This window comes from Nonomuraea sp. NPDC050547, from assembly GCF_044457345.1.
Lineage (GTDB): Bacteria > Actinomycetota > Actinomycetes > Streptosporangiales > Streptosporangiaceae > Nonomuraea.
Genome location: NZ_JBITGW010000006.1, coordinates 25,357 through 46,463 on the forward strand (window position 1 = coordinate 25,357; position 21,107 = coordinate 46,463).

Here is a 21,107-nt window from a genome sequence, read left to right on the forward strand (position 1 = left end):
CTACGACAATCCGATGACCACCTCGTCCTCGAGCGGCGGGTCCTGCTCGGCGGGCAGGCAGCCCGTGGCGGCGAAGCAGCGCACCGTCAGCTGTCCCGGCGTCACCGACAGGTGGAGGAACTGCTTGAAGAACGGCGGTTCGTCCCAGTCGGACAGTTCGGACAGATAGCGGTGGAACACCTTGTCGACCGGCAGCCGGAACGGCCACGGATACGCGCCCAGGATCCGCGCCGCCCACCGCATCCGCCGGGTGACCACGGTGGTGGCGTTGAGCGAGCGGACCGGCGTGTTGCCGATCTGGCCGACCATGATGCAGGCGGCCTCGGCCGGGGTGAGGTAGAGCCACTTCATGCGCAGCCGCCGCGCGTACAGCTGGCTGTAGAACGACAGCGAGTCGCCGCGCAGCGGGTAGCAGCGGAAGTCGTCCTCGTGCACGCCGGCCACGTCCACGCGCCTGATCGTGTGCGTGGCGTGCATGAAGGCCCCGGCGCCGCCGGTGACGACGTACTGGATCACGCGGTCGCCGACGCGTACGGGGTAGCGCTGGTAGTTGTGCACGTCACCGCCGATGGCGGCGACGTAGCGGTACGCGGGGTCGCGGACGATGTCGTCGACGGTCCCGCCGCCCTCCAGCGGCGAGGGCTTGTAGTCGTTGCGCGTGTAGATGGGCTTGCCGGTCACGAGGATCTTCGGGCGGGGGTCGAGCGAGACGCGGCGCAGCCACTCCACCTGAGCCTTGTCGATCACGCCCTTGATGCCGGTGTCGATGCCGACGACGAGCAGGCTCTCGCTCTCGATCACCCAGTAGGGGCCCGGCTGGACCGACCGCTGGTTCGGCGACCCGCGCAACTCGCGCGCCTCGGCCAGGCGGTCCTCGTCGATCTTCTCCGGCTTGCGCCACAGCAGCCCGCGCAGTCCCCGGTCGGGCGTGGGCCGCAAAGGGTCCGCGTCACAGAAGACCCGCATGAACCCGCCGAGCCCGTCATACCAGTCGTGGTTTCCGGGAATGGCGTAGATCGGCGCGTCATAGGCCTGATACGGACGGAAGAACTTGTCCCCGTACTCGTTTCCCGAACCCGTCGGATAGATGACATCGCTGGCGATGACGGCGAACGCCGTGCCCTTGCCCAGCTTGAGCATTCCCGGCACCACGGCGTACTGGGAGGCGTCGCCCTCGCCCGGATCGCCCAGGATCAGGAACTGGAAGGTGTCGCCGACCGGCGGCGTGATCCGGTGGCCGGGGTCGACGCCGCGGGCTAGCTGCGCCTCCATCCACCGCCGGCGTACCTTGCCGGACGGGTCTCCGAAGAGCCCGGCCAGGATCTCGTTGCGGGAACGCCACAAAGTGCGCGGATGCAGCCAGGAAAACGTGTCATTGTTTGGCCGTAAATCCCGATAAGTGCCGACCTGCTGACATCGCCATCCGGCGCCTTCCTCCGATGTCCGGGACGACTGCTGCTTTCCGCGCTCCGCCGCGACTTCCACCATGCCCATATCTTTGCCGCGATCTTGCGGAATCGCACCCCGAACTCTCCGTACCGCTGAGAACACGCATGGTGTACGCTCAACGGTCAACCGTACGAGGGGGGCTGGGATGGCCCGTAACGGTTTCGACGATGCGATCCAGCGCGGCACAGTGGGGGCTGAGGCCGTCGAAGGGTTGCTGGCCTACGCCCAGAGCAGGTCCGGATGGGGCCGGGCGGGGGTGCGCAGCGCCCTGGAGGCGGTGGCCATGAGCAGGGTTTTGGCCACCCGCGACCCGGCGGCGCACACCGGCCTGCTCGCCCGTTCCTTACGCACGGCCGCCACCATGCTGCTCAAACGCCGCCGCCCCGCGCGGGCGCTGCCTCTCGCGAAGGAAGCGGTCAGCCTGGCCCGCTCCTCGGGCGGCGCGCCGCTCGTGGTCTCCCTCGTCGTCCTCGCCGAGATATTCAACGCCCTGCGGCGCCACGCCGAAGCCGCCGAGGCCATGACGGAAGCCGACAAGATCCGCCAGTAGACGCCGCCGGACGCCGGCGGGCCGTCAGGCGATGAGGGCGCCGGGGTTCATGACGCCCGCGGGGTCGAGCCGGTCCTTGACCGCACGCAGGATCTCCACCCCGAGCGGCCCGATCTCCCTGGCGTAGGCGTCGCGGTGGTCGCGCCCGACGCCGTGGTGGTGCGAGATCGTCCCGCCCGCCTCGACGATGGCCGCGCCGACCGCCTCCTTGGCCCGCTCCCACTGCTCGACCGGGTCCCCGTGCTGGGCGGTGACGACGGTGAAGTACAGGGAGGCCCCGGTCTCGTAGACGTGCGAGATGTGACACATGACCAGGGGCGAGCCCAGGGAGCCGAGCAGCGACAGCCGTACCGCGTCGTAGAGTCGCGGCAGGTTCGCCCAGAACCCGGCCGTCTCCAGCGTCTCGACGGTGGCGCCGGCGGCGAGCAGCGAGTCGCGCAGGTACGGCGCCGAGAAGCGCCCGTTCGCCCACGCCCGCCCCGGCTCCGGGCCCAGCGCGACGCCGCCGAGCCCGGCCAGCACCCGTCCCGCCGCCTCGGCCCGCGCCCGCACGTCCGTGCCCTCGTACCCGGCGATGACCAGGCAGCCGCTGTCGCCGCCGCCGATCGCGTCGGGCTTGGCCAGGCCGATCATGGTCTCGGTCTCGTCGGACAGCCGCAGCACGGTCGGCAGCGGGCCCTGCTGGGCCAGGGTCCGCAGGGCGGCGGAGCCTTCGGCGAAGGAGGCGAAGCGCCAGCCCTCGTACGCCTTCTCCGCCGGCGCCTTCCGCACCCGCAGCCGCAGGGAGGTGATGACGCCGAACGCGCCTTCCGAGCCCAGCACGAGCTGGCGGAGATCGGGACCGGCGGCCGACTTGGGCGCCCGGCCGAGTTCGAGCGTCCCGGCGGGGGTGGCGAGGGTCAGCCCGGCGACCATGTCGTCGAAGCGCCCGTATCCGGCCGACGCCTGGCCGCTGGAGCGGGCCGCGGCGAAGCCGCCGAGCGTGGCGTACTCGAAGGACTGGGGGAAGTGGCCCAGCGTGAGCCCGTGTCCGGCCAGGAGCCGTTCGGCCTCGGGCGCGCGTACGCCGGGCTCGAACGTGGCGATCATCGACTCCGGGTCCACCGCGACCAGGCGGTCCATCCGGCCGAGGTCGAGCGCCACGACCGAGGTGAAGCCGTCGCCGGCCGGGGTCAGGGCGCCGACCACCGACGTGCCGCCGCCGAAGGGGACGACGGCGATCCGGGTCTCGGCGCACACGCGCAGCACCGCGGCCACCTCGTCGTGCGTGGCCGGTGAGACCACGGCGTCGGGGGCGTGCGCGCCGTCGCCCGCGCGCATCCGCAGCAGGTCGGGCGTGGACTTGCCGCGCGCGTGGCGCACGCGGGCCTCGTGGCCGGTGCCGACATGTGCGGCGCCGGTGATCGCGCCCAGCGCGTGCAGGGCGGCTTCGGGCAGCCGGGAGGGCGCCAGCCGTACCGAGGAGAGGGTGGCGGCGGGCTCGGCGGGCGCGCGCACGCCGAGCAGGTCGTGCAGAAGCGTGCGGACCGCCTCGGGGAGCTCGCGCGCCTTGGCGGGATCGCCCCAACCGGACCAGAGCATGGGTTCACTCACGCTCTACACTGTGACACATGACGTCGATTCGTCACAATGACGGGGTGCTGGACGCGGCCCGCGAGTGCGTGCTGGCCTACGGCGTGCGGCGCACGACGCTGACCGACGTGGCCCGCCGGGCGGGGGTGTCCCGGATGACCCTCTACCGACGCTGGCCGGACGTGCGCGGCCTGGTGGGCGACCTGATGACCAGGGAGTGGGTCAGGGTGGTCGAGGAGCTGGACGTGCGCGATCCGGTCAAGGCGGTGGTCGAGGGCGTCAGGGCGCTGCGCGGGCACCCGCTCCTGCGCAAGATCGTCGAGGCCGACCCCGAGATGCTGCTGCCCTACCTGCTCCAGCGCACCGGAGCCACCCACGAGGCGGTCCTGGCCGTACTCGAACCGGCGGTCGGCGACCGCGCGAAGGCCAGCGCGATCCTGCTGGTCGCGCAGTCGTTCCTGCTGTCCGGCCCGACCATGCTCGGCGACGACGCGCTCGACGCCGAGCTCACGACTCTCCTGGAGCGCTACCTTGCCTAGATCTTCCTCGCCCGGAGCCTCCCCGCCGAAGGCCTCCTCCCTGAACGCCGCGCGCCGCTCGGCCGAGCTGGCCAGGACGGCGGAGGGGACCGTCGACGTCCTGGTCGTCGGGCTGGGCGCGACGGGCGCGGGCGCGGCCCTGGACGCCGCCTCGCGCGGGCTGTCGGTGGCCGCGATCGACGCGCACGACCTGGCCTTCGGCACCTCGCGGTGGAGCTCCAAGATGATCCACGGCGGGCTGCGCTACCTGGCCAAGGCGCAACTGGGCGTGGCCTACGAGAGCGCCGTCGAGCGCGGCATCCTGCTGAACCGCACCGCGCCCCACCTGGTCAGGGCCCATCCGTACCTGCTGCCGCTGACCCCTGACGTCTCCAGGGGGCAGGAGTCGCTGGTCATGACCGGCTACCGCCTGGGCGACGGGCTGCGGGCCGCCGCGCGCACGCCGCGCCGCCTGCTGCCCGGCCCCTCCCGCCTCACGGCCGTCCGCGCCCGCGAGGCCGCCCCCGTTCTGAGCGGGTACGGCCTGCGCGGCGCCCTGCTGTCCTGGGACGGACGGCTGGAGGACGACGCCCGGCTCGTGGTGGCCATCGCGCGCACGGCGGCGGCCTACGGCGCGCGCGTCCTGACCCGGTGCCGGGCCCTTGAGCTGACGCCGACCGGCGCGCGGGCCCGCGACGAGCTGACCGGCGAGGAGTTCACGATCAGGGCCCGCGCCGTGATCAACGCGGCCGGCGTGTGGGCCGGGCAGCTGAACCCGGAGGTCACGCTGCGCCCCTCGCGCGGCACCCACCTGGTCCTGCGCGGCGAGACGCTGCCGGGACTGCGGGCCGGGCTGCATGTCCCGATTCCGGGGGAGAGCAATCGTTTCGCCCTGGTCCTGCCCCAGCACGACGGCCGCGTCTACGTCGGCCTCACCGACGAGCCGGTGGACGGACCCGTCCCCGACGTGCCCGAGGCGCCCGAGGACGACATCAGGGCGTTGCTGGAGGTGCTGAACGGCATCCTGGAGGTTCCGGTGACCCGTGAGGCGGTCGCGGGCGCCTATGCGGGCCTCAGACCGCTCCTGGCCCCCCGGGGAGACGGCGCGGGCCGCACGGCCGACCTGTCGCGGCGGCACGCGGTGCTGGACGCGGGCGGGTTCGTCACGGTGGTCGGGGGGAAGCTGACGACATATCGCCGCATGGCGGAGGATGCCGTGGATCGGGCGGTACGGCTGGCGAAGCTGCCCGCCGGGCCATGCGTCACCACGGAGGTGGTTCTCACGGGGCGGGCCGTACGGCCCTATGCCGAGGCGGAGCCCGAACCGGCCGGAGCGGGCGTCACGAAGGGCGAGCTGCGCTTCGCGGTGGAGCACGAGGGCGCGCTCGACGAGGACGACCTCCTGGACCGCAGGACCCGCGTCGGCCTGATCCCGGAGGACCGCGCGGCGGCCCTGCCGATCGCCCGTGACGTGCTGAAGGGTTGAGACCCGCGATCCGCGGGTAAGAAGATCCTTTTCATCGGCGTGTCGACCCCACGCCGACCCCTACCTTGGCGTTAGGTTAGTCTTACCTAAATTGCCGTCGGGGGAGGGTGGAACGTGGCCAGGGGTTGTGATCATCCGGACGGGTGCCACACCGGCGGCGTGCCCACCTTCGCCAGCGCGACGGTGGGCGCGCGGCTCTGGCTGCTCATCGAGTATTCCGGCGCCTGGCCCTCACACGTCGACGACGGGACGCTTCCGCCGAAAATCTCCGAGCTGATCCGCCGGGCCGTGGCGCGGGGCGTCAGGCCGCAGCTGATCCGCCGCCCCGGGCGCCGGACCCGCCCGCAGGAGCAGGGGATCCGTGTGCTAGCCGGGTATGCGATCGGCGACAACCCCTGGCTGGCCGGGGGTGTCATCGCAGGTCCCGACGATCTTGACCTGGACGCGCTGGTGGCCGGAGTGGTCCCGGAGTCCTGCATACTTGAAGACGAGCCGGTATTTCTGGTCTGCACGCACGCCAAGCGCAATGCGTGTTGCGCCCGCATTGGACTACCCCTCGCTCGTGGACTGGCGGAATTCCTGCCGGACAGGGTGTGGGAAACATCACACGTTGGTGGCGATCGGTACGCCGCCAACCTCGTGTGCTTGCCACACGGAATTTTCTACGGCAGCATGTCTCAGGCTGCTGCGCTCGCAGCAGCGAACGCGTACCGGTCCGGCGAGGTGATTCTCGACCGTTTCCGGGGACGCGCAGGCATCCCTGAGCCACTGCAAGCCGCGGAGCACTTCGCCCGAACCCATACGGGAGAGTGCGGACTCGGCGGAGTGGCCGTGGAATCCGCCAGGTCGGACGGCGACGTCACCGAAGCCATCGTGCGCATCGGAGACGTCCGGATCCAGGTTGTGGTTGAGCCATCGGTGTTCCAAGCACCGTGTGGTACGGCTTGCGCCGAGAAAATCACCACCTACCGGCTGGTCTCGCTGGACAGGCTCACGCCTGTGCGGTACGCCACGCCCGCCCTCACCTGATCACGGGAACATCACGGCCAGGCCTTGCGTTGGAACAGTGACGCCGAAAGCGTCCAATGCGGCTCAATTACTGAAATACCTCTCACGAAGGTGGTTTTCTCATGTCTCAGGTACGTCGGCAGCTCGCCCGCCCGCGCCCCAGCTGGGGATGGCAGGATGATGCCGCGTGCCGGGGTGAGGACCTCGTGCTCTTCTTCGGCCCCGATGGGGAGCGGCAGCCCGAGCGTGACGTACGCGAGCGGAAGGCCAAGGCGATCTGCGGCGGCTGCCCCGTCCGCAACGAGTGCCTTGACTACGCGCTGTCCCGTCCGGAGAAGTACGGCACGTGGGGCGGTCTCAACGAGGACGAGCGCGCCAGCGAGCGTCGCCGTCGTATGCGCCGCGCCGCCAGCGCCGGCATCTCCGCGGCCTGAACTTCACCACCGGCACCACAGATTCTCCCCGCGTGATCACGCAGTTGTTCCGATGAGCGGAGCGCGCCCGTGCGCGCTCCCGCGAACCCGGTCGGAACAACTGCCTGATCAGGCAGGAATGTCACGAACGCCGATCCTCCGGCGGAACACCCAGTACGTCCAGCTCTGGTAGAGCAGCACCAGCGGCAGGAAGATCACCGCGATCCACGTCATGATGCCCAGCGTCTTCGGCGTGGACGCGGCGTTCCGCACGTTGAGGCTGTTGGCCGGATCGAGCGTCGAGGGCAGCACGTCCGGATAGAGCACCGCGAACAAGCTGGTCACCGCGACCCCGATGGCCACCGCCGACAGGGTGAACGACCAGCCCTCCCGCGCCCTGGCGATCGCGCCGAGCGCGGCCAGCCACGCCAGCGCCGCCACCAGCGCCAGCACGGCGGTCAGCACCGTCCCGCCGTGGAACTGCGTCCAGCCCAGGAACAGCACCGCGAGCGCCGCGGCGACCACGCCCGTGCGCAGCGCCACTGACCTGGCCCGCCGCCTGATCTCCCCCGTGGTCTTCAGCGACAGGAAGATCGCGCCGTGGGCGAGGAACAGCGTGAGCGTCACCAGCCCGCCCAGCAGCGCGTACGGGTTGAGCAGGTCCCAGAACGTCCCCGCGTACTCGTGGTCGGCGTCGAGTTTCACCCCGCGCACGATGTTGGCGAAGGCCACGCCCCACAGCAGCGCCGGCGCGAACGAGCCGGCCACGATGCAGCGGTCCCAGCCCGCCTTCCAGCGCGCCGAGTCGCGCTTGGCCCGATACTCGAAGGCCACCCCGCGCAGGATCAGCGCCACCAGGATGATGAGCAGCGGCAGGTAGAAGCCGCTGAAAAGGCTCGCGTACCACTCGGGGAAGGCGGCGAACGTGGCCCCTCCCGCGGTGATCAGCCACACCTCGTTGCCGTCCCAGACGGGTCCGATCGTGTTGATCATCACGCGGCGTTCCGCCGGGTCGGCGGGCAGCACCGGCAGGAGCATCCCCACGCCGAAGTCGAAGCCCTCCAGGACGAAGTAGCCGACCCACAGGACGGCGATGGCCACGAACCAGACGTCGTTCAGCGTCATCGGGCTCTCCTAGTAGGCGAAGGTCAGGGTGGTGTCGCCCTCGGGTTTGTCCTGGATCTGGGGCGGGGGCCGCCGGCCGTACTTGATCATCAGGCCCAGTTCGACGACGGCGAGCGCGCCGTACAGGAGCGTGAAGACGATCAGCGAGGTGAGGACGGTGCCCGCGCCGACGGCGGGTGAGACGCCCGCTTCGGTCTTCATCTGGGTGAACACGATCCACGGCTGGCGGCCCATCTCGGTGAAGATCCATCCGAAGCTGTGCGCGGCGACCGGCAGCACCACCGACCAGGCGGCGGCCCGCCAGATCCAGCGCTTGTCCGGCAGGCGGCCCTTCCTGGTCAGCCAGAGGAGCACGAGTGCTATCAGCGCCGCCAGGGCGCCGCAGCCGATCATCAGGCGGAAGCCCCAGTAGGTGACCGGGATGTAGGGGCGGTAGTCGCCGGGGCCGAAGCGCTGCTCGTACTCGGCCTGCAGGTCGTTGATGCCCTGCACCTTGCCGTCGAAGGAGCCCGTGGCCAGGTACGACAGCGCGCCCGGGATCTCCAGCTGGAAGATCGGCTGCCCGCCGTCCAGCGTGCCGATGGTGAACAGCGAGAACGGGGCGGGCTGGGCGGTCTCGTAGAGCGCCTCGGCGGCGGCCATCTTCATCGGCTGCGTCTCCGTCATGATCTTGCCCAGCGTGTCGCCGGAGAAGAAGACCAGGACGAAGGCCACGAGCGTGGTCCACAGACCCAGCTTGAGCGTGGGACGGAAGACGTCGGCGTCGCGCCCGCGGGCCAGGTGCCAGGCCGAGACCGCCAGCAGGACGGCCCCGCCCGACAGCCAGGCGCCGAAGATCGTGTGGGGGAACGCCGCCAGCACGACCTTGTTGGTCAGCACGGCGCCGAAGTCGGCCAGCTCGGCCCGCCCGGCCCCGAGCTTGTAGCCGACCGGCCACTGCATGAACGAGTTGGCGGCCAGGATGAAGTACGCCGACAGCGCGCTCCCCACCGCCACCACCCAGATGCAGGCCAGGTGGATCTTCTTCGGCAGCCGGTCCCAGCCGAAGATCCACAGCCCGAGGAACGTGGACTCCAGGAAGAACGCCAGCAGGGCCTCAAGAGCCAGCGGCACCCCGAAGACGTCTCCGACGAAGCGGGAGTAGGAGCTCCAGTTCATGCCGAACTGGAACTCCTGCACGATCCCGGTCACGACGCCCATGGCGAAGTTGATCAGGAAGAGCTTGCCGAAGAATTTGGTCGCCCGGAGATAGTGCTCCCTGCCGGTACGGACCCACGCCGTGTGCAGGATCGCCACCAGCAGCGACATTCCTATGGTGATCGGCACAAACAGGAAGTGGTACACCGTGGTGATACCGAACTGCCAACGTGCGAGATCCAGCGCGTCCATGAAAGATCACCCTATGGAGGCGCTCGGACGCGTATTGTGACGACACGCCTACCATCAGGCGATCAGATCGTCGAACTCCCCATCTTTCGCACCCAGGACGAAGGCTTCGATTTCAGCCTGCGTGTAGATCAGGGCGGGGTCGTCGGGGAAGCGGGAGTTGCGCATGGCGATCTCACCGGTCGGCAGGGCCGCCACCTCCACGCAGTTGCCGTTGGGGTTGCTGCGGCGGCCCTTGCGCCAGCGGACGGGCAGGGTACTCGCGGGCGTTCCGTTGCGGAACTCTTGCATGGGGGACACTCCTTGCGTGCTTACAGATGCACGTGCATGCGCAGATTACGGGAGCGTGCTGATCGCCATATACGGGATGACCAAAATTGCCGTATGGGGTGGATCACACCGGGAGCAGGCCTTCGAGGAAGCGCCTGGTCTCCGCGGGCGAGTCGGCCTGGACGCTGAGCCGGTCCATGACCTGCACATAGTGTTCGGCCTCCGCGGGCTTGTCGAGGTAGAGCGCGCTGGTGAGCTGTTCCATGTACACCACGTCGGGCAGTTCGCGTTCCGGGAAGCGCAGGATGCTGAAAGGCCCGCCCGCGGCGGCATGGCCGCCCCTGTCGAAGGGCATGACCTGAAGTGTCACGTTCGGCTCCGCGGTGGTGTCCAGGAGGTGTTCCACCTGCTCACGCATGACGTCGGGGCCGCCGAGCGTTCGCCGCAGGACCGCTTCGTCGATGACCGCCCAGAGCGTCAGCCTCGGGTCGGCGGACAGGCGGCGCTGCCGGGTCGTGCGCAGGGCCACCCTCCGGTCCAGTTCGCCGGTCTCGGCCTCGTCGTGGGCGAGCCGGATCACTGCACGTGCATATGCCGGAACCTGCAGCAGGCCGGGCACGAACTGGTTCTCGTAGGTGCGGATGAGCGAGGCGGAGCCCTCCAGGCCGATGTACACCTCGAACCAGGCGGGCAGCAGATCGGCGTACTTGTGCCACCAGCCGGGCGCGTTGGCCTGTTTGGCCAGTTCCAGCAGCGGGGCGCGCTCGGCCTCGTCGGTCACGCCGTAGAGGGTGAGCAGGTCAGCCACGTCGCGCTGCTTGAAGCTGACCTGGCCCAGTTCCAGGCGGGAGATCTTCGCGTGCGAGGCCCTGATGGCGTAGCCGGCGTCCTCGCGGGAGATGCCGCGGGCGGTACGGAGGTTGCGGAGCTGGGTACCGAGCAGGATGCGCAGGACCGTAGGACTCCCCTGCCCGTCGGACAGAAGGTTCCACTGTGCACTCACCCGGGGCCCCCGATTCTCGAAAGCACCCAGTCTCCCATGGCGTTGACATACCATGACAGATCATCTGCACGTGCATTTGCGGTTTGCATCCGTAAAACACGAAAAGTCTTGCATCTGTAAGCACACAAGGTAAAGATGGGCACTGGATCACCAGATCGGGGACATGATGACGACTTTCGACGCACGTCCGCGAGCCGCCACTGGTCCCGTACCGCCACCATGGCTGGCCGCCGTCCTGCTGCATGGGCGAGCGGAGGGGCAGGAAGCGGTCTTCCGGTTTCACGAGCTCAGCGCGTTCGAGCCCGCGTGTGTGGCCACGTCACGGCGCTTCGTCGAGCGCACGCTGAAGGAGTGGGGCGGCGCGCCGGAAATCTGCTTCGACGCCCAGCTCGTGGTCTCGGAACTGGTCACCAACGCCATGCGCCACGGCGGTGGGGCGCTGCACCTGCGCCTGCTCGCTCACGCCGCCGAGCTGGCGTGCGTGGTGAGCGACTACAGCCGGGCCGCGCCCGTGCCCGCGGCTCCCGGCGTCTTCGCCGAGTTCGGGCGGGGGCTGGCGCTGGTCGAGGGACTCACCCGCGCGTGGGGCTGGCTCACGCCGCCCGGTCCCAACAAGCTCGTCTGGGCCTGCATGTCGTTGCGCTGAACCTCCGTCATCTCCGGTCGGCGTCCTCCCAGACCAGCCGGCGCGTCCTGGTGTCGAACGGGTCCCGGCTCGGCCGCCCGGGAGGCAGCACCGGCGCCAGCGCCTCGAAGACCCGGCGCACCGCCACCTCGTCGTAGCCGGCCAGCTCCCGCGTCGCCCGCAGCCACAGCGCTCCCCCGGGCAGTTTCTCCGCCTCGTGGAAGGCCGTCGTGTCCACCCGCCCGGCCAGCTCCGCCGGGCAGATCGTGATCCACGAGTAGCCGCGCAGGAACCGCCGTGCCTGGCGTGCCGACGGGATCCGGCCGCCCCGGACCACCGCGCCGTCCAGGGCCGTCATCCCCTGCCCCATCGAGTCGTCGGCCACGTGCCCGAACGCCGGGTCGACGGGGGCGGCGAAGTCGCGCAGCACACCGGCCCACCGCTCGGCCACGCCGGGGGCGGCCAGGCCGTACTCGGGGGCGCGCAGGAAGGACCAGGCGCGCAGCTGCGTGTGGGCGAGCCGATGGGAGAAGCGCTCGACACCCACGATCAGCGCGTCGTCGTGGCCGTCGCCGTCGCACAGCTCCACCCACGCGTCGTTGAACTCCCCTGCCGCCACCGTCAGCAGCCAGTCGACGCTCGCCACCGTCAGCGGGCGGTACTCGAAGCCGCGCGCGTCGGTGTCCACGCACACCACGCCGGAACGCAGGCCCGGGGCCAGCGCCGCGGGCACCTCGGACAGCCAGCGACGCGCGTGCCCGGCCGGGTAGGGGCCATCGACGTCGATGACGATGTCGTGAGAGCTCATGCCCGCCCTTCGTTCTCGTGCGACACCGGCAGACTAATCACCGTGAGCCATCCGGGACGGGGCGTAACCGATCCGTACCAGAATTCACAGCCCGCCCTCAGCTACCGCTCCCCCAGCAGCCGCAGCACGTCCGCGTCGGTCAGCTGGTCGAAGCTCTCGTACCACTGACCGACCGCGCGGAAGTCCGCCGGAGTGGCCAGCACCACGACCTCGTCGGCCTCTCCCCGCAGCGCCCTGACCGTCTCACGAGCCCCCACGGGTACGGCCAGCGTCACCCTCCCCGGAGCGGCGGACGCGACCGCCAGCAGCGCGGCCCTGGCCGTGCCCCCCGTCGCCAGTCCGTCGTCCACCACGATCACCTCCTGCCCGGTGAGGTCGGGCAGCGGCCGCTCGCCCCGGTAGACGGCCACCCGGCGGGCCAGCTCCGTCCGCTCCCGCTCGACCACCCCGGCCACGGACGCCGGCGTCATCCCGAGCCGCCGCAGCAACTCCAGGTCGAGGACCGGCTCCCCGCCCTCGGCGATCGCCCCCACCCCCAGCTCGGGGGTGGGGGGATAGCCGATCTTCCTGGTGACCAGCACGTCGAGGACGCCGCCGAGCCGCCGCGCGATGGGCTCGGCGACGGCGACGCCGCCGCGGGGCAGCGCGAGGACCACGGGATCGCGCGCGTACAGCAGCCGCTCGGCGAGCAACGCCCCCGCCTCGGCCCGATCCGCGAACAGGTACCCCACGCCCTCTACGTACCCACTCTGGTGCGGGTCAGGGACGGTTGCGGCCGGAGCGGCGCATCTCCTTGTGGATGACCTTCCACTTGTTCTGCTGCTCCTTGCGCAGCCGCGCATCTGTGCGCGAGGCCATCCACGCGGCCTCCCGCTGGAGCTTGCGCCAGCTGGCCAGCCGCCGCTCGGGCAGCTCGCCACCCTCCACGGCGGCCAGCACCGCGCACCCCGGCTCACCGTCGTGGCCGCAGTCGGCGAAGCGGCACGCGCGAGCGAGTTCGTCGATGTCGGCGAAGACCATGTCCACGCCGTCGGTCATCCCGAACAGCCCGACCCGCCGGATGCCCGGCGTGTCGATGATGAGCCCGCCGCCGGGCAGCGGGATGAGCTCCCGGTGCACGGTGGTGTGGCGGCCCCTGCCGTCGCCGGCGCGGACGAGCTGGGTCTCCATGACACCGTCGCCCGCCAGCGCGTTCACGAGCGTGGACTTGCCCGCGCCGGACGGGCCGAGCACGACGGCGGTCCTGGAGCCCTCCAGGTAGCCGCGCAGGAGCTGCACGCCCTCGCCGCTCTGCGAGGAGACGGCGTGCACGTCCACGCCGGGCGCGGCGACGTGGACGTCGGCCAGCAGGTCGTCAAGACCGTTCTCGAACAGGTCGGACTTGGTGATGACCACCACGGGCGTGGCGCCGGACTCCCAGGCCAGCGCGACGAGCCGCTCGATCCTGGCCAGGTCGGCGAAGTCGGTGGCGTGCATGGACGGCTCGGCGACGAAGACGATGTCGACGTTCGCGGCGAGCACCTGGCCCTGACCGTCGGCCGACAGGCCCCCTCGTGAGGTACGGCCGACGCCGCCCCTGACGAAGGAGGTGCGCCGGGGCAGGACCGTGTCGAGTTCGTAGCGGCCCTCGTCGAGCCACCGCAGCGCGGCCCAGTCGCCGACGCACGGCAGCGCGACCGGGTCCTCGGCCGAGGACCTGCGCACGCGGGCGCCGTACTTGACGTGATGCTGGCCGTCGTCCGCGATCACTTCGGCGGCGCCGCGGTCGACGCGCGCCACGCGGGCGGGAATGGTGCCGTGAGGCAGCTCGGCGGACTGCGATTCGGTCCAGCCGAGCAGAGAAAGATCGTAAGTCAACGGAGGTGACACCTTCGGGAAGAGGATCCCGGGTCACTCGTCAGATGAGCACCCGGAGGCTGATGGACGTCAGGTCGAACAGAACAACCCGCATGGTCTTCACCTCCCAGCTCAAGGCACCCGTGTGGGCACGGAGGCCACTTTACGCACGCGCCCAGGTCCGGGGCAACTTCGAAAACCGTTGAACCCTGGTGGCGGCGAGCCCCGTACTCCCTGCCGACGCCGGATTTCGCCGGCCACGATGGAAAGGGGCATGATGCGACTGAGCGCCTACCCCGCGCCTTCGGCCGACGGAGCCGCCGACATGCCGAAACCCCCGCTGCGCGGCCTCGTCCGGCGCCTGCGCCCGGCCGGGCGCGATGACGACGAGATCGCCGTCGCCGCGCTCTACCGGGAGTACCACCGGCCGCTGCTGGGGTTCGTGATCCGGCTGGTCGGCGGAGATCGGCAGTGGGCCGAGGACGTGGTGCAGGAGACGATGATCAGGGCCTGGCGCAGCACCGGGCAGCTGGACTCCGACGCGTCTTCGCTGATGCCCTGGCTCGCCACCGTCGCCCGTCGTATCGTCATCGATGACCGGCGGCGCAAGGACGCTCGTCCACAGGAGTCAGGTGACGGGCCGCTGGAGAGCGTCCCCGTCCCCGACGAGATGGAGAGTCTGCTGCATCAGGTGGTCGTGTCGGAGGCGCTGAAGTCGTTATCGCCTGCGCACCGCGAGATTCTCAACGAGACGATCCTGCGCGACAGGTCGGTCAACGACGCCGCCCTGGCGCTGGGCATCCCCGTGGGCACCGTGAAGTCCCGGGTCTATTACGCGGTCCGCGCGCTTCGCGTCGCGCTGGAGGAGAGAGGGGTGACGGCGTGAGCGCGCGAGTGGAGCACACCGATGTGGGCGCCTACGCCCTGGGCCTGCTGGAGGCCGACGACAAGAGGGCGTTCGAGGCGCATCTGGACACCTGCCGGGCCTGCACGGCGGAACTGGCCGAGCTGTCGGGGATGGCCGGCGTGCTGACCGGCGTGGGCCGGGTGGAGCCCGAACCCGAGCAGCAGGGCGAGGGCGAGGTCATCGACCTGCTGAGGCGGCGCAAGGCGGCCGACAGGCGGACCAGGCGGGGCACTCTGATCATCGGGGTGGCGGCGGCGGTCACGCTGGTGGCGGGCGGCATCGCGGTGGGCTCCGGGCTCAACGCCCCGTCCTCGCAGGTCGCCGTCGGGCAGACGCACCACGGCACGGGCCCGGCCGAGCAGTTCTACGAGGAGGGCACCCCGGCCGGCGGCGTCGGCGTCACCGGCGTCAAGGGCGGCGTGGTCTACGAGTCCAAGGGCTGGGGCACGCACGCGGCGCTGAAGCTCGAAGGCGTCAGGGGTCCGCTGGAGTGCGAGCTGATCGCGGTCTCCACGACGGGCGAGCGCAAGGCGATGACCGGCTGGGCCGTTCCGCCCAAGGGATATGGCGTCGACGGGGAGCCGCCGCTTTACATGCACGGCGGCAGCCCATGGAATCCGGAGAAAATCGACCGTTTCGAGGTCGTCACCACGACGGGGAAGACTTTGCTGACCGTCGACATCTGAAAGCCTGACGAAAGCCCTCTCACCGCTGGTGGGAGGGCTTTTTCATGTCCGGGAAATTCGCCTGAACCTTTTCCGGCGGGCTTGCGTACAGCTTGGAGTACCGAGCGAGAATCACCCCAGTAAAGAGGTTTCCCATGCTGACGCTTGCCCTTTCAAGTGCACTTCTGGTCACCTCGCTTTCCCCTGTGCAGAGCACCGCAGCCGATGTGTATCTGGCCGCCGGGCTGCGCGGCGCCGACGCCGACGGACGCTCCACCGTGGTGCTGAAGATCAGCGGTGACCGGCTGAGCTTCGCGATCCGCTGGAACAAGGTGGACGCCCCCACCGCCGCCCACATCCACCTGGGCGCGAAGGGCACCGACGGCGCCGTCAAGGTCGACTTCTTCAAGCAGCCGCTGCCCAGCACCGTGCTCGGCGTGACCGGCTCGGCCACCGCCGACGCCGGCCTGCTCAAGCAGCTCGCCGACAACCCCGGCGGCTTCTACGCCAACCTCCACAACGCCGCCTTCCCCAAGGGCGCGGTACGCGGCCGGTTCCACAAGCTCGCCAAGCCCGTCGACCTCGACGGCGTCCTGCACGGCAGCAACCTCGCCACGCTCTCCTCCCGGGCCGACGGCGCCCAGGAGGTGCCGGCCGCCGACGGCAAGAAGCGCGGCGACCAGGACGGCGCCGCCACCTGGTGGCTGCGGCCCAACGGCGCCGCCCTCGCCTACACCGCGACCTGGAGCGGCCTCGGCGCCCCCACCAACGGCCACGTGCACAAGGCCGTCAAGGGCAGGAACGGCGACGTGGCGGCCGACCTGTTCGCCGCGGCCAAGGGCCTGCCCGCGAACCTGACGGGCGTGGCGGGCGAGGCTCCCGTCTCTCGCAAGGTCGTCAGGCGGATCGCCGCCAACCCGGGCGGCTACTACTCCAACCTGCACACGACCGACTTCGACGGCGGCGCCGTACGCGGGCAGTTGTCCGGTGCGTCCTTCACCCACCCGCGCGCGATGACGGCGGACGTGCTGAAGGGCGCGCAGATCTACCGGTGCAAGGGCGGAGCGTTCGTCCAGCTCGGCGTGACGGCCAAGCTGCGCAGGGGCATCGACCACGACTTCGTCGGCAGGTTCGACGGCCCGCCGCAGTGGATCGCCCCGGACGGCAGCGCCGTACGCGGAAAGCTCGTCACCAAGACCCCGAACGGCGACAAGAACATCCCCGAGCTCGTCCTGGACGCCCAGCAGTCGGGCAAGGACAAGGGCCTGCTGGCCTTCGCCACCACGATCCTGCGCCTGAACACCACGGGCGGCGTGGCCCCGAAGGGCTCCTGCGCGGAAGGCGCCCAGGTGAAGGTCCCCTACGGCGCCGACTACCTCTACCTAGGCTGAGCCTCCGGTCACCGGGTCCCGTCCCCCTGTCCCGGTGACCGGTTCCACTCCGGAGCCCTTGCCCTCTCCGGAGACGCCGGCGCCCGCCGCCCTCCAGAGGGGGCGGCGGGCGCCGGTCTTTTCGCGTTCTAGGACAGGCCGGGGGCGGGGAACTGGGCGGTCAGCTCGCTGACCTCGTGGTGGACGCGGGTGATGACGTCCTCCGCGTCGCCCTTGGCCAGCGCGGTGACGACCTCGTCCATCCAGGCGCCGATCTGGCGCATCTCGGCTTCCTTCATGCCGCGGCTGGTGACCGACGGGGTGCCGATGCGGATGCCGGACGGGTCGAAGGGCTTGCGGGTGTCGAACGGCACCGCGTTGTAGTTGGTCTCGAGACCGGCGCGGTCGAGCGCCTGGGCGGCGGGCTTGCCACCGATGCCCTTGGGCGTCAGGTCGAGCAGGATGAGGTGGTTGTCGGTGCCGCCGGAGACCAGGTCGAACCCGCGGCCGGACAGCTCCTCCGCCAGCGCCTTGGCGTTGGCGACCACCTGGTGGGCGTAGGCCTTGAAGTCGTCGGTGGAGGCCTCGCGCAACGCCACGGCGATGGCGGCGGTGGTGTGGTTGTGCGGGCCGCCCTGCAGGCCGGGGAAGACGGCCTTGTTGAGCGCGGTGGCGTGCTCGTCGGCGGTGGCCATGAGCATGGCGCCGCGCGGGCCGCGCAGGGTCTTGTGGGTGGTGGTGGAGATGACGTCGGCGTGACCCACCGGCGAGGGGTGGGCGCCGCCGGCGACCAGACCGGCGATGTGCGCGATGTCGGCCGCCAGAACGGCGCCGACCTCCCTGGCGACCGAGGCGAAGGCCTCGAAGTCGATGGTGCGCGGAATGGCGGTGCCGCCGCAGAAGATCAGCTTGGGGCGGTGCTCCAGGGCCAGGGCGCGTACCTCGTCCATGTCGACGCGGCCGGTGTCCTTGCGCACGCCGTAGCGGACCGGGTTGAACCACTTGCCGGTGGCGCTGACCGACCAGCCGTGGGTGAGGTGGCCGCCGAAGGGCAGGCCCATGCCCATCACGGTGTCGCCCGGCTTCAGGAAGGCCATGTAGACGGCCAGGTTGGCGGGCGAGCCCGAGTACGGCTGGACGTTGGCGTGGTTGACCCCGAACAGCGCCTTGGCCCGGTCGATGGCCACGGTCTCGATCTGGTCGATGACCTGCTGGCCCTCGTAGTAGCGCTTGCCCGCGTAGCCCTCGGAGTACTTGTTCGTGAGGACGGTGCCGGTGGCCTCGAGGACCGCCCTGGAGACGTAGTTCTCGGAGGCGATCAGCTTCACGGTGTCGGCCTGGCGGCGCTCCTCCGCCTTGACCAGCTCCGCGATCTGCGGGTCAACGCTAGCGAGAGAAGACATGGCACTCCTGTCGTCTTTGACATCCTCGCGAAGACCCAGGCGCTCGGCCTCCGCACGATTCCGCTCCCCGGTGGTTCAGGCCCACCCTATGCGCCAGTCGCGACGCCCTAGACGATAGCGGAAGGCGCTCGGGCGCGGCGCGGAGCCTGCCTCGCGATCCCTACTTCGCGATGGCCGAGCGGGTGTCGCCCCAGAGGCGGTCGACCTCGGCGTTCAGGATGGCGCCGATGAGCACGGCCAGGGCCGTGATGTAGAGCCAGAGGAGCACCGCGACGGGCGCGGCCAGCGAGCCGTAGATGGAGACCGGGGAGAACCAGGCGGCCAGCACCGACCGCAGCACGCCCGCGCACACGATCCAGATGAACAACGCCAGGATCGCGCCCGGCAGCTCCCGGTACCACTTCGTGCGCACGGGCACGCTCACGTGGTAGAGCACGGTCAGGAAGAGCACGGAGCCGACGATGACGACCGGCCAGTACGCCAGGTCGATCACCGGGGTGTACTGCGCCGGCAGCGCCTCCTTGAGCAGCGTCGGCCCGATGACCAGGACCGGCATGACGATCAGCCCGATGGCCAGGCCGACGAGGTAGAGGCCGAAGGACATCAGCCGCGTGCGCACGATGCCACGTTCCTCGCCCAGGCCGTAGGCGACGGAGATCAGGTCGACGTAGACGTAGAGGGCCCGCGAGCCCGACCACAGCGACAGCAGGAAGCCGAGCGAGATGATCGAGACCTTGCTGGCGTCGTCCCTGAGGATGTCGGCGATCAGCGGCTTGACCACCTTCTCGACCGCGTCGGTGGTGAACAGCACGGCCGCCTGGTCGACGACCCACTGCTCGACCTTGCCCACGTTGTCGCGGCCCAGCCAGACGCCCAGCTTGGCCAGCACGCCGATCAGCCCGAGCACGAACGGCGGCAGCGACAGCAGCGCGAAGAACGCCGCCTCCCCCGCCAGCCCGGTCACCCGGTAGTCGACACCCGCGTTCGTCGTCGCGCGCACGAGCGCCCACGACTTGGTGTCACGCACCCAGCTCAGGTGGGTCCTCACCTTGCTCAGGACCTGCCTGCGCCGCTTGCGCTGTGTACGCCGGGTAGGCGCATCGGTCGACGTCATGGCACCAACGCTCTCGCAGGAGTACTTCCCGCAAGCTTATGCTCCGCCGCGTGCGGACTACCTGACGTCCACGATGCGCGCGCCGAGCGGCAGCAGGGAGATGGGGATCATCTTGAGGTTCGCGACGCCCAGCGGGATGCCGATGATCGAGACGAACAGCGGGATCGAGGTGAGCACGTGCCCGATGGCCAGCCAGATCCCGGCAACCACGCACCAGATGACGTTGCCGATCGTGGACATGACGCCGGCGTCGGGCGAGCGCTCCACGGTGCGGCCGAAGGGCCACAGCGCGTAGCCGGCGATCCTGAACGAGGCGATGCCGAAGGGGATCGTGATGATCAGGATGCAGCAGATGACCCCGGCGACGGCGTAGCCGAGCGCCAGCCAGATCCCGGCGAAGACCAGCCAGATGACGTTCAGCAGTGTCCGCATGTGTCCAGCATGTCAGTGCGCCGCCGGTCAGGTCATCGGGGCCTTCCCTGAGGCGGCCCTGCCTCTGCCCGGAGGGCCGGCGAAGGCCTGCGCGATCGCCATCCACGCCGCCGCCGTCTCGCCGCGCACCTCCAGCGCGGTGTCGTCGAGGTGCGCGCGCTGGGTGACGGCCAGGCAGAAGTCCAGGGCCGGGCCGCGCACCGTGTCCGCCGCGCCCTGCGGGCCCGCCGTCCACGGCATCCCGCCGGGCAGGATGAGTTCGACCCTGACGGGCCGCTCGGGGACCGGCAGACCCCTGATCACGAAGCTGTACGGCAGCGCCCGCACCCCGATCGAGGCCACGTGGCGCAGCCGGGCCGTGGGCTCGCGGGTCACGCCGAGGGCGTCGGCCACGTCCTGGCCGTGGGCCCAGGTCTCCATGAGGCGCGCGGTGGCGAAGGAGGCGGCCGACATGTCGGGTCCGTACCAGGGCAGGCGCCGCTTGGCGTCGAGGCCGGACAAGGCGGTCAGCAGGGCGGCGCGGGCCGTACCGAACCAGGCGTGGACCTCGGCCGGTGCCAGGGCGCGGGCCTGGACGGCGAGGTCGTCGACGGACGCGGGGCCTTTCATGAGCGCGGCGGCGCTCGCGCGGAAGGCGTCGGGGTCGGTGACGGCGCTCACGGCGGCGTCGTCGAAGTAGGCGAGATGGCTGATCTGATCACGGATCGCCCAGCCTTCGGCGGGGGTGGCCAGCTCCCACTGGGCGGGGGCGAGCGGAGCCAGCAGCGCCTCCAGCGAGGCGCTCTCGTCACGCAGGTCGGCGGCGAGCTCGCGCAGGAGGTCCATGGCCCGCACTCTAACCGAACAACATTCCGGTGCGACAATGTCGAAGGTGATTTGCGAGAGCTGCGCGGAGCGCCGCCACGAGGACTGCAGGGGCGGCTCCTGGTGCGACTGCCAGCACCAGCCTCCGCAGGAGCCCAAGGAGTCCGAGCTCGACTGGCCGCGGCAGGGGTGAGTAGGGGTACCCCTGATCTGGTCCCAGAGTCTGGACCCCTTCTTGGACATCCCTGCGCGCCGGGGTATCGTTTGAACCATGCCAGCGGACCCCATGCTTGTCGGTCGACGCCACGTCGATCTTCAGCGTGTCCGCAGTGCCATCTGTTGCGACGCCCGCTAATCCCTGCC

At 70.5% G+C, this 21,107-nt stretch carries 24 protein-coding genes and 1 riboswitch; of the genes, 11 read left to right on the forward strand and 13 right to left on the reverse strand.

Going from position 1 to position 21,107, the window contains the following annotated elements:
• Entirely contained in the window at positions 1-1,344 is a 1,344-nt protein-coding gene (locus ACIBHY_RS16310; RefSeq protein WP_397307041.1) for a metallophosphoesterase family protein, read from the reverse strand.
• Between the two features lie 250 nt (positions 1,345-1,594).
• On the opposite strand from ACIBHY_RS16310, the gene ACIBHY_RS16315 reads away from it, so the two are divergent.
• On the forward strand, positions 1,595-1,999 hold the full coding sequence (locus ACIBHY_RS16315) for a hypothetical protein (protein ID WP_397242594.1): 405 nt from the start codon (positions 1,595-1,597) through the stop codon (positions 1,997-1,999).
• A gap of 24 nt (positions 2,000-2,023) precedes the next feature.
• Here the strand turns inward: ACIBHY_RS16315 and ACIBHY_RS16320 are convergent, their stop codons facing one another.
• Positions 2,024-3,580, reverse strand: a complete 1,557-nt coding sequence (locus ACIBHY_RS16320) for an FAD-binding oxidoreductase (protein ID WP_397307274.1) — start codon at positions 3,578-3,580, stop codon at positions 2,024-2,026.
• 29 nt (positions 3,581-3,609) lie between these two features.
• Here ACIBHY_RS16320 and ACIBHY_RS16325 point away from each other — a divergent pair, with 29 nt between their 5' ends.
• The 4 genes from ACIBHY_RS16325 to ACIBHY_RS16340 all read left to right on the forward strand — a co-directional run bounded on the left by ACIBHY_RS16325 (position 3,610) and on the right by ACIBHY_RS16340 (position 7,017).
• The gene (locus ACIBHY_RS16325; protein WP_397307042.1) at positions 3,610-4,110 is read left to right on the forward strand and encodes a TetR/AcrR family transcriptional regulator; all 501 of its coding nucleotides are present in this window, start codon (positions 3,610-3,612) and stop codon (positions 4,108-4,110) included.
• Positions 4,103-5,575 carry a glycerol-3-phosphate dehydrogenase/oxidase gene (locus ACIBHY_RS16330; RefSeq protein ID WP_397307043.1) on the forward strand — a complete coding sequence of 491 codons (1,473 nt, stop codon included), beginning with the start codon at positions 4,103-4,105 and terminating at the stop codon, positions 5,573-5,575. The genes ACIBHY_RS16325 and ACIBHY_RS16330 overlap by 8 nt, the downstream gene beginning before the upstream one ends.
• Before the next feature lie 159 nt (positions 5,576-5,734).
• Entirely contained in the window at positions 5,735-6,604 is an 870-nt protein-coding gene (locus tag ACIBHY_RS16335; protein WP_379613724.1) for a sucrase ferredoxin, read from the forward strand.
• 101 nt (positions 6,605-6,705) lie between these two features.
• On the forward strand, positions 6,706-7,017 hold the full coding sequence (locus ACIBHY_RS16340) for a WhiB family transcriptional regulator (RefSeq protein ID WP_157245964.1): 312 nt from the start codon (positions 6,706-6,708) through the stop codon (positions 7,015-7,017).
• Positions 7,018-7,125: 108 nt separating this feature from the next.
• On the opposite strand, the gene cydB is transcribed toward ACIBHY_RS16340, so the two are convergent.
• The 4 genes from cydB to ACIBHY_RS16360 form a co-directional block, all read right to left on the reverse strand.
• On the reverse strand, positions 7,126-8,121 hold the full coding sequence (gene cydB / locus ACIBHY_RS16345) for a cytochrome d ubiquinol oxidase subunit II (protein WP_397242588.1): 996 nt from the start codon (positions 8,119-8,121) through the stop codon (positions 7,126-7,128).
• Positions 8,122-8,130: 9 nt separating this feature from the next.
• On the reverse strand, positions 8,131-9,510 hold the full coding sequence (locus ACIBHY_RS16350; protein ID WP_397307044.1) for a cytochrome ubiquinol oxidase subunit I: 1,380 nt from the start codon (positions 9,508-9,510) through the stop codon (positions 8,131-8,133).
• 54 nt (positions 9,511-9,564) lie between these two features.
• The gene (locus tag ACIBHY_RS16355; RefSeq protein WP_397242584.1) at positions 9,565-9,798 is read right to left on the reverse strand and encodes a DUF397 domain-containing protein; all 234 of its coding nucleotides are present in this window, start codon (positions 9,796-9,798) and stop codon (positions 9,565-9,567) included.
• Positions 9,799-9,901: 103 nt separating this feature from the next.
• A complete protein-coding gene (locus tag ACIBHY_RS16360; RefSeq protein WP_397242582.1) occupies positions 9,902-10,780 on the reverse strand; it encodes a helix-turn-helix domain-containing protein in 879 nt (292 codons plus the stop codon).
• Between the two features lie 163 nt (positions 10,781-10,943).
• Here ACIBHY_RS16360 and ACIBHY_RS16365 point away from each other — a divergent pair, with 163 nt between their 5' ends.
• Complete coding sequence (locus tag ACIBHY_RS16365) at positions 10,944-11,426, forward strand: ATP-binding protein (protein ID WP_184971621.1); 483 nt, start codon at positions 10,944-10,946, stop codon at positions 11,424-11,426.
• 7 nt (positions 11,427-11,433) lie between these two features.
• Here ACIBHY_RS16365 and ACIBHY_RS16370 read toward each other — a convergent pair whose 3' ends face one another.
• The 3 genes from ACIBHY_RS16370 to rsgA form a co-directional block, all read right to left on the reverse strand.
• Entirely contained in the window at positions 11,434-12,213 is a 780-nt protein-coding gene (locus ACIBHY_RS16370) for a hypothetical protein (protein WP_397307045.1), read from the reverse strand.
• Between the two features lie 101 nt (positions 12,214-12,314).
• Positions 12,315-12,944 carry a phosphoribosyltransferase gene (locus tag ACIBHY_RS16375; protein WP_397307046.1) on the reverse strand — a complete coding sequence of 210 codons (630 nt, stop codon included), beginning with the start codon at positions 12,942-12,944 and terminating at the stop codon, positions 12,315-12,317.
• A gap of 28 nt (positions 12,945-12,972) precedes the next feature.
• Positions 12,973-14,070 (reverse strand): ribosome small subunit-dependent GTPase A, encoded by a 1,098-nt coding sequence (rsgA, locus tag ACIBHY_RS16380; RefSeq protein ID WP_397242576.1) that lies wholly within the window; start codon positions 14,068-14,070, stop codon positions 12,973-12,975.
• Positions 14,071-14,326: 256 nt separating this feature from the next.
• On the opposite strand from rsgA, the gene ACIBHY_RS16385 reads away from it, so the two are divergent.
• The 3 genes from ACIBHY_RS16385 (at position 14,327) to ACIBHY_RS16395 (ending at position 17,012) form a co-directional block, all read left to right on the forward strand.
• A complete protein-coding gene (locus tag ACIBHY_RS16385; protein WP_397307275.1) occupies positions 14,327-14,935 on the forward strand; it encodes a sigma-70 family RNA polymerase sigma factor in 609 nt (202 codons plus the stop codon).
• Positions 14,932-15,642: an anti-sigma factor family protein gene (locus ACIBHY_RS16390; RefSeq protein ID WP_397242574.1), complete on the forward strand. Its 711-nt coding sequence runs from the start codon at positions 14,932-14,934 to the stop codon at positions 15,640-15,642. The genes ACIBHY_RS16385 and ACIBHY_RS16390 overlap by 4 nt, the downstream gene beginning before the upstream one ends.
• Before the next feature lie 185 nt (positions 15,643-15,827).
• The gene (locus ACIBHY_RS16395) at positions 15,828-17,012 is read left to right on the forward strand and encodes a CHRD domain-containing protein (RefSeq protein WP_397307047.1); all 1,185 of its coding nucleotides are present in this window, start codon (positions 15,828-15,830) and stop codon (positions 17,010-17,012) included.
• Between the two features lie 128 nt (positions 17,013-17,140).
• Here the strand turns inward: ACIBHY_RS16395 and glyA are convergent, their stop codons facing one another.
• From glyA to ACIBHY_RS16415, 4 genes are all read right to left on the reverse strand, one after another.
• Positions 17,141-18,394, reverse strand: coding sequence for a serine hydroxymethyltransferase (gene glyA, locus ACIBHY_RS16400; protein WP_397242570.1), 1,254 nt, complete (start codon positions 18,392-18,394; stop codon positions 17,141-17,143).
• A gap of 26 nt (positions 18,395-18,420) precedes the next feature.
• A riboswitch (ZMP/ZTP riboswitch) is annotated at positions 18,421-18,505 on the reverse strand.
• Positions 18,506-18,554: 49 nt separating this feature from the next.
• Positions 18,555-19,508 carry a YihY/virulence factor BrkB family protein gene (locus tag ACIBHY_RS16405; RefSeq protein ID WP_397242568.1) on the reverse strand — a complete coding sequence of 318 codons (954 nt, stop codon included), beginning with the start codon at positions 19,506-19,508 and terminating at the stop codon, positions 18,555-18,557.
• A gap of 57 nt (positions 19,509-19,565) precedes the next feature.
• Positions 19,566-19,940 carry a YccF domain-containing protein gene (locus ACIBHY_RS16410; RefSeq protein WP_184971633.1) on the reverse strand — a complete coding sequence of 125 codons (375 nt, stop codon included), beginning with the start codon at positions 19,938-19,940 and terminating at the stop codon, positions 19,566-19,568.
• A 27-nt stretch (positions 19,941-19,967) separates the two neighbouring features.
• On the reverse strand, positions 19,968-20,765 hold the full coding sequence (locus ACIBHY_RS16415; protein WP_397307048.1) for a TIGR03084 family metal-binding protein: 798 nt from the start codon (positions 20,763-20,765) through the stop codon (positions 19,968-19,970).
• Between the two features lie 37 nt (positions 20,766-20,802).
• On the opposite strand from ACIBHY_RS16415, the gene ACIBHY_RS16420 reads away from it, so the two are divergent.
• Both ACIBHY_RS16420 and ACIBHY_RS16425 read left to right on the forward strand, forming a co-directional pair.
• Positions 20,803-20,937 carry a hypothetical protein gene (locus ACIBHY_RS16420; RefSeq protein WP_397242564.1) on the forward strand — a complete coding sequence of 45 codons (135 nt, stop codon included), beginning with the start codon at positions 20,803-20,805 and terminating at the stop codon, positions 20,935-20,937.
• A 78-nt stretch (positions 20,938-21,015) separates the two neighbouring features.
• Entirely contained in the window at positions 21,016-21,099 is an 84-nt protein-coding gene (locus tag ACIBHY_RS16425; RefSeq protein WP_311132608.1) for a putative leader peptide, read from the forward strand.
• Positions 21,100-21,107 lie beyond the last annotated feature (8 nt).

Coding starts and splice junctions, on each gene's coding strand:
- ACIBHY_RS16315 (WP_397242594.1), top strand. CDS start 1,595: ATGGCCCGTAACGGTTTCGACGATGCGATCCAGCGCGGCACAGTGGGG.
- ACIBHY_RS16320 (WP_397307274.1), bottom strand. CDS start 3,580: ATGCTCTGGTCCGGTTGGGGCGATCCCGCCAAGGCGCGCGAGCTCCCC.
- ACIBHY_RS16325 (WP_397307042.1), top strand. CDS start 3,610: ATGACGTCGATTCGTCACAATGACGGGGTGCTGGACGCGGCCCGCGAG.
- ACIBHY_RS16340 (WP_157245964.1), top strand. CDS start 6,706: ATGTCTCAGGTACGTCGGCAGCTCGCCCGCCCGCGCCCCAGCTGGGGA.
- cydB (WP_397242588.1), bottom strand. CDS start 8,121: ATGACGCTGAACGACGTCTGGTTCGTGGCCATCGCCGTCCTGTGGGTC.
- ACIBHY_RS16350 (WP_397307044.1), bottom strand. CDS start 9,510: ATGGACGCGCTGGATCTCGCACGTTGGCAGTTCGGTATCACCACGGTG.
- ACIBHY_RS16355 (WP_397242584.1), bottom strand. CDS start 9,798: ATGCAAGAGTTCCGCAACGGAACGCCCGCGAGTACCCTGCCCGTCCGC.
- ACIBHY_RS16365 (WP_184971621.1), top strand. CDS start 10,944: ATGATGACGACTTTCGACGCACGTCCGCGAGCCGCCACTGGTCCCGTA.
- ACIBHY_RS16370 (WP_397307045.1), bottom strand. CDS start 12,213: ATGAGCTCTCACGACATCGTCATCGACGTCGATGGCCCCTACCCGGCC.
- ACIBHY_RS16385 (WP_397307275.1), top strand. CDS start 14,327: ATGCGACTGAGCGCCTACCCCGCGCCTTCGGCCGACGGAGCCGCCGAC.
- glyA (WP_397242570.1), bottom strand. CDS start 18,394: ATGTCTTCTCTCGCTAGCGTTGACCCGCAGATCGCGGAGCTGGTCAAG.
- ACIBHY_RS16405 (WP_397242568.1), bottom strand. CDS start 19,508: ATGACGTCGACCGATGCGCCTACCCGGCGTACACAGCGCAAGCGGCGC.
- ACIBHY_RS16410 (WP_184971633.1), bottom strand. CDS start 19,940: ATGCGGACACTGCTGAACGTCATCTGGCTGGTCTTCGCCGGGATCTGG.
- ACIBHY_RS16415 (WP_397307048.1), bottom strand. CDS start 20,765: ATGGACCTCCTGCGCGAGCTCGCCGCCGACCTGCGTGACGAGAGCGCC.
- ACIBHY_RS16420 (WP_397242564.1), top strand. CDS start 20,803: ATGTCGAAGGTGATTTGCGAGAGCTGCGCGGAGCGCCGCCACGAGGAC.
- ACIBHY_RS16425 (WP_311132608.1), top strand. CDS start 21,016: ATGCCAGCGGACCCCATGCTTGTCGGTCGACGCCACGTCGATCTTCAG.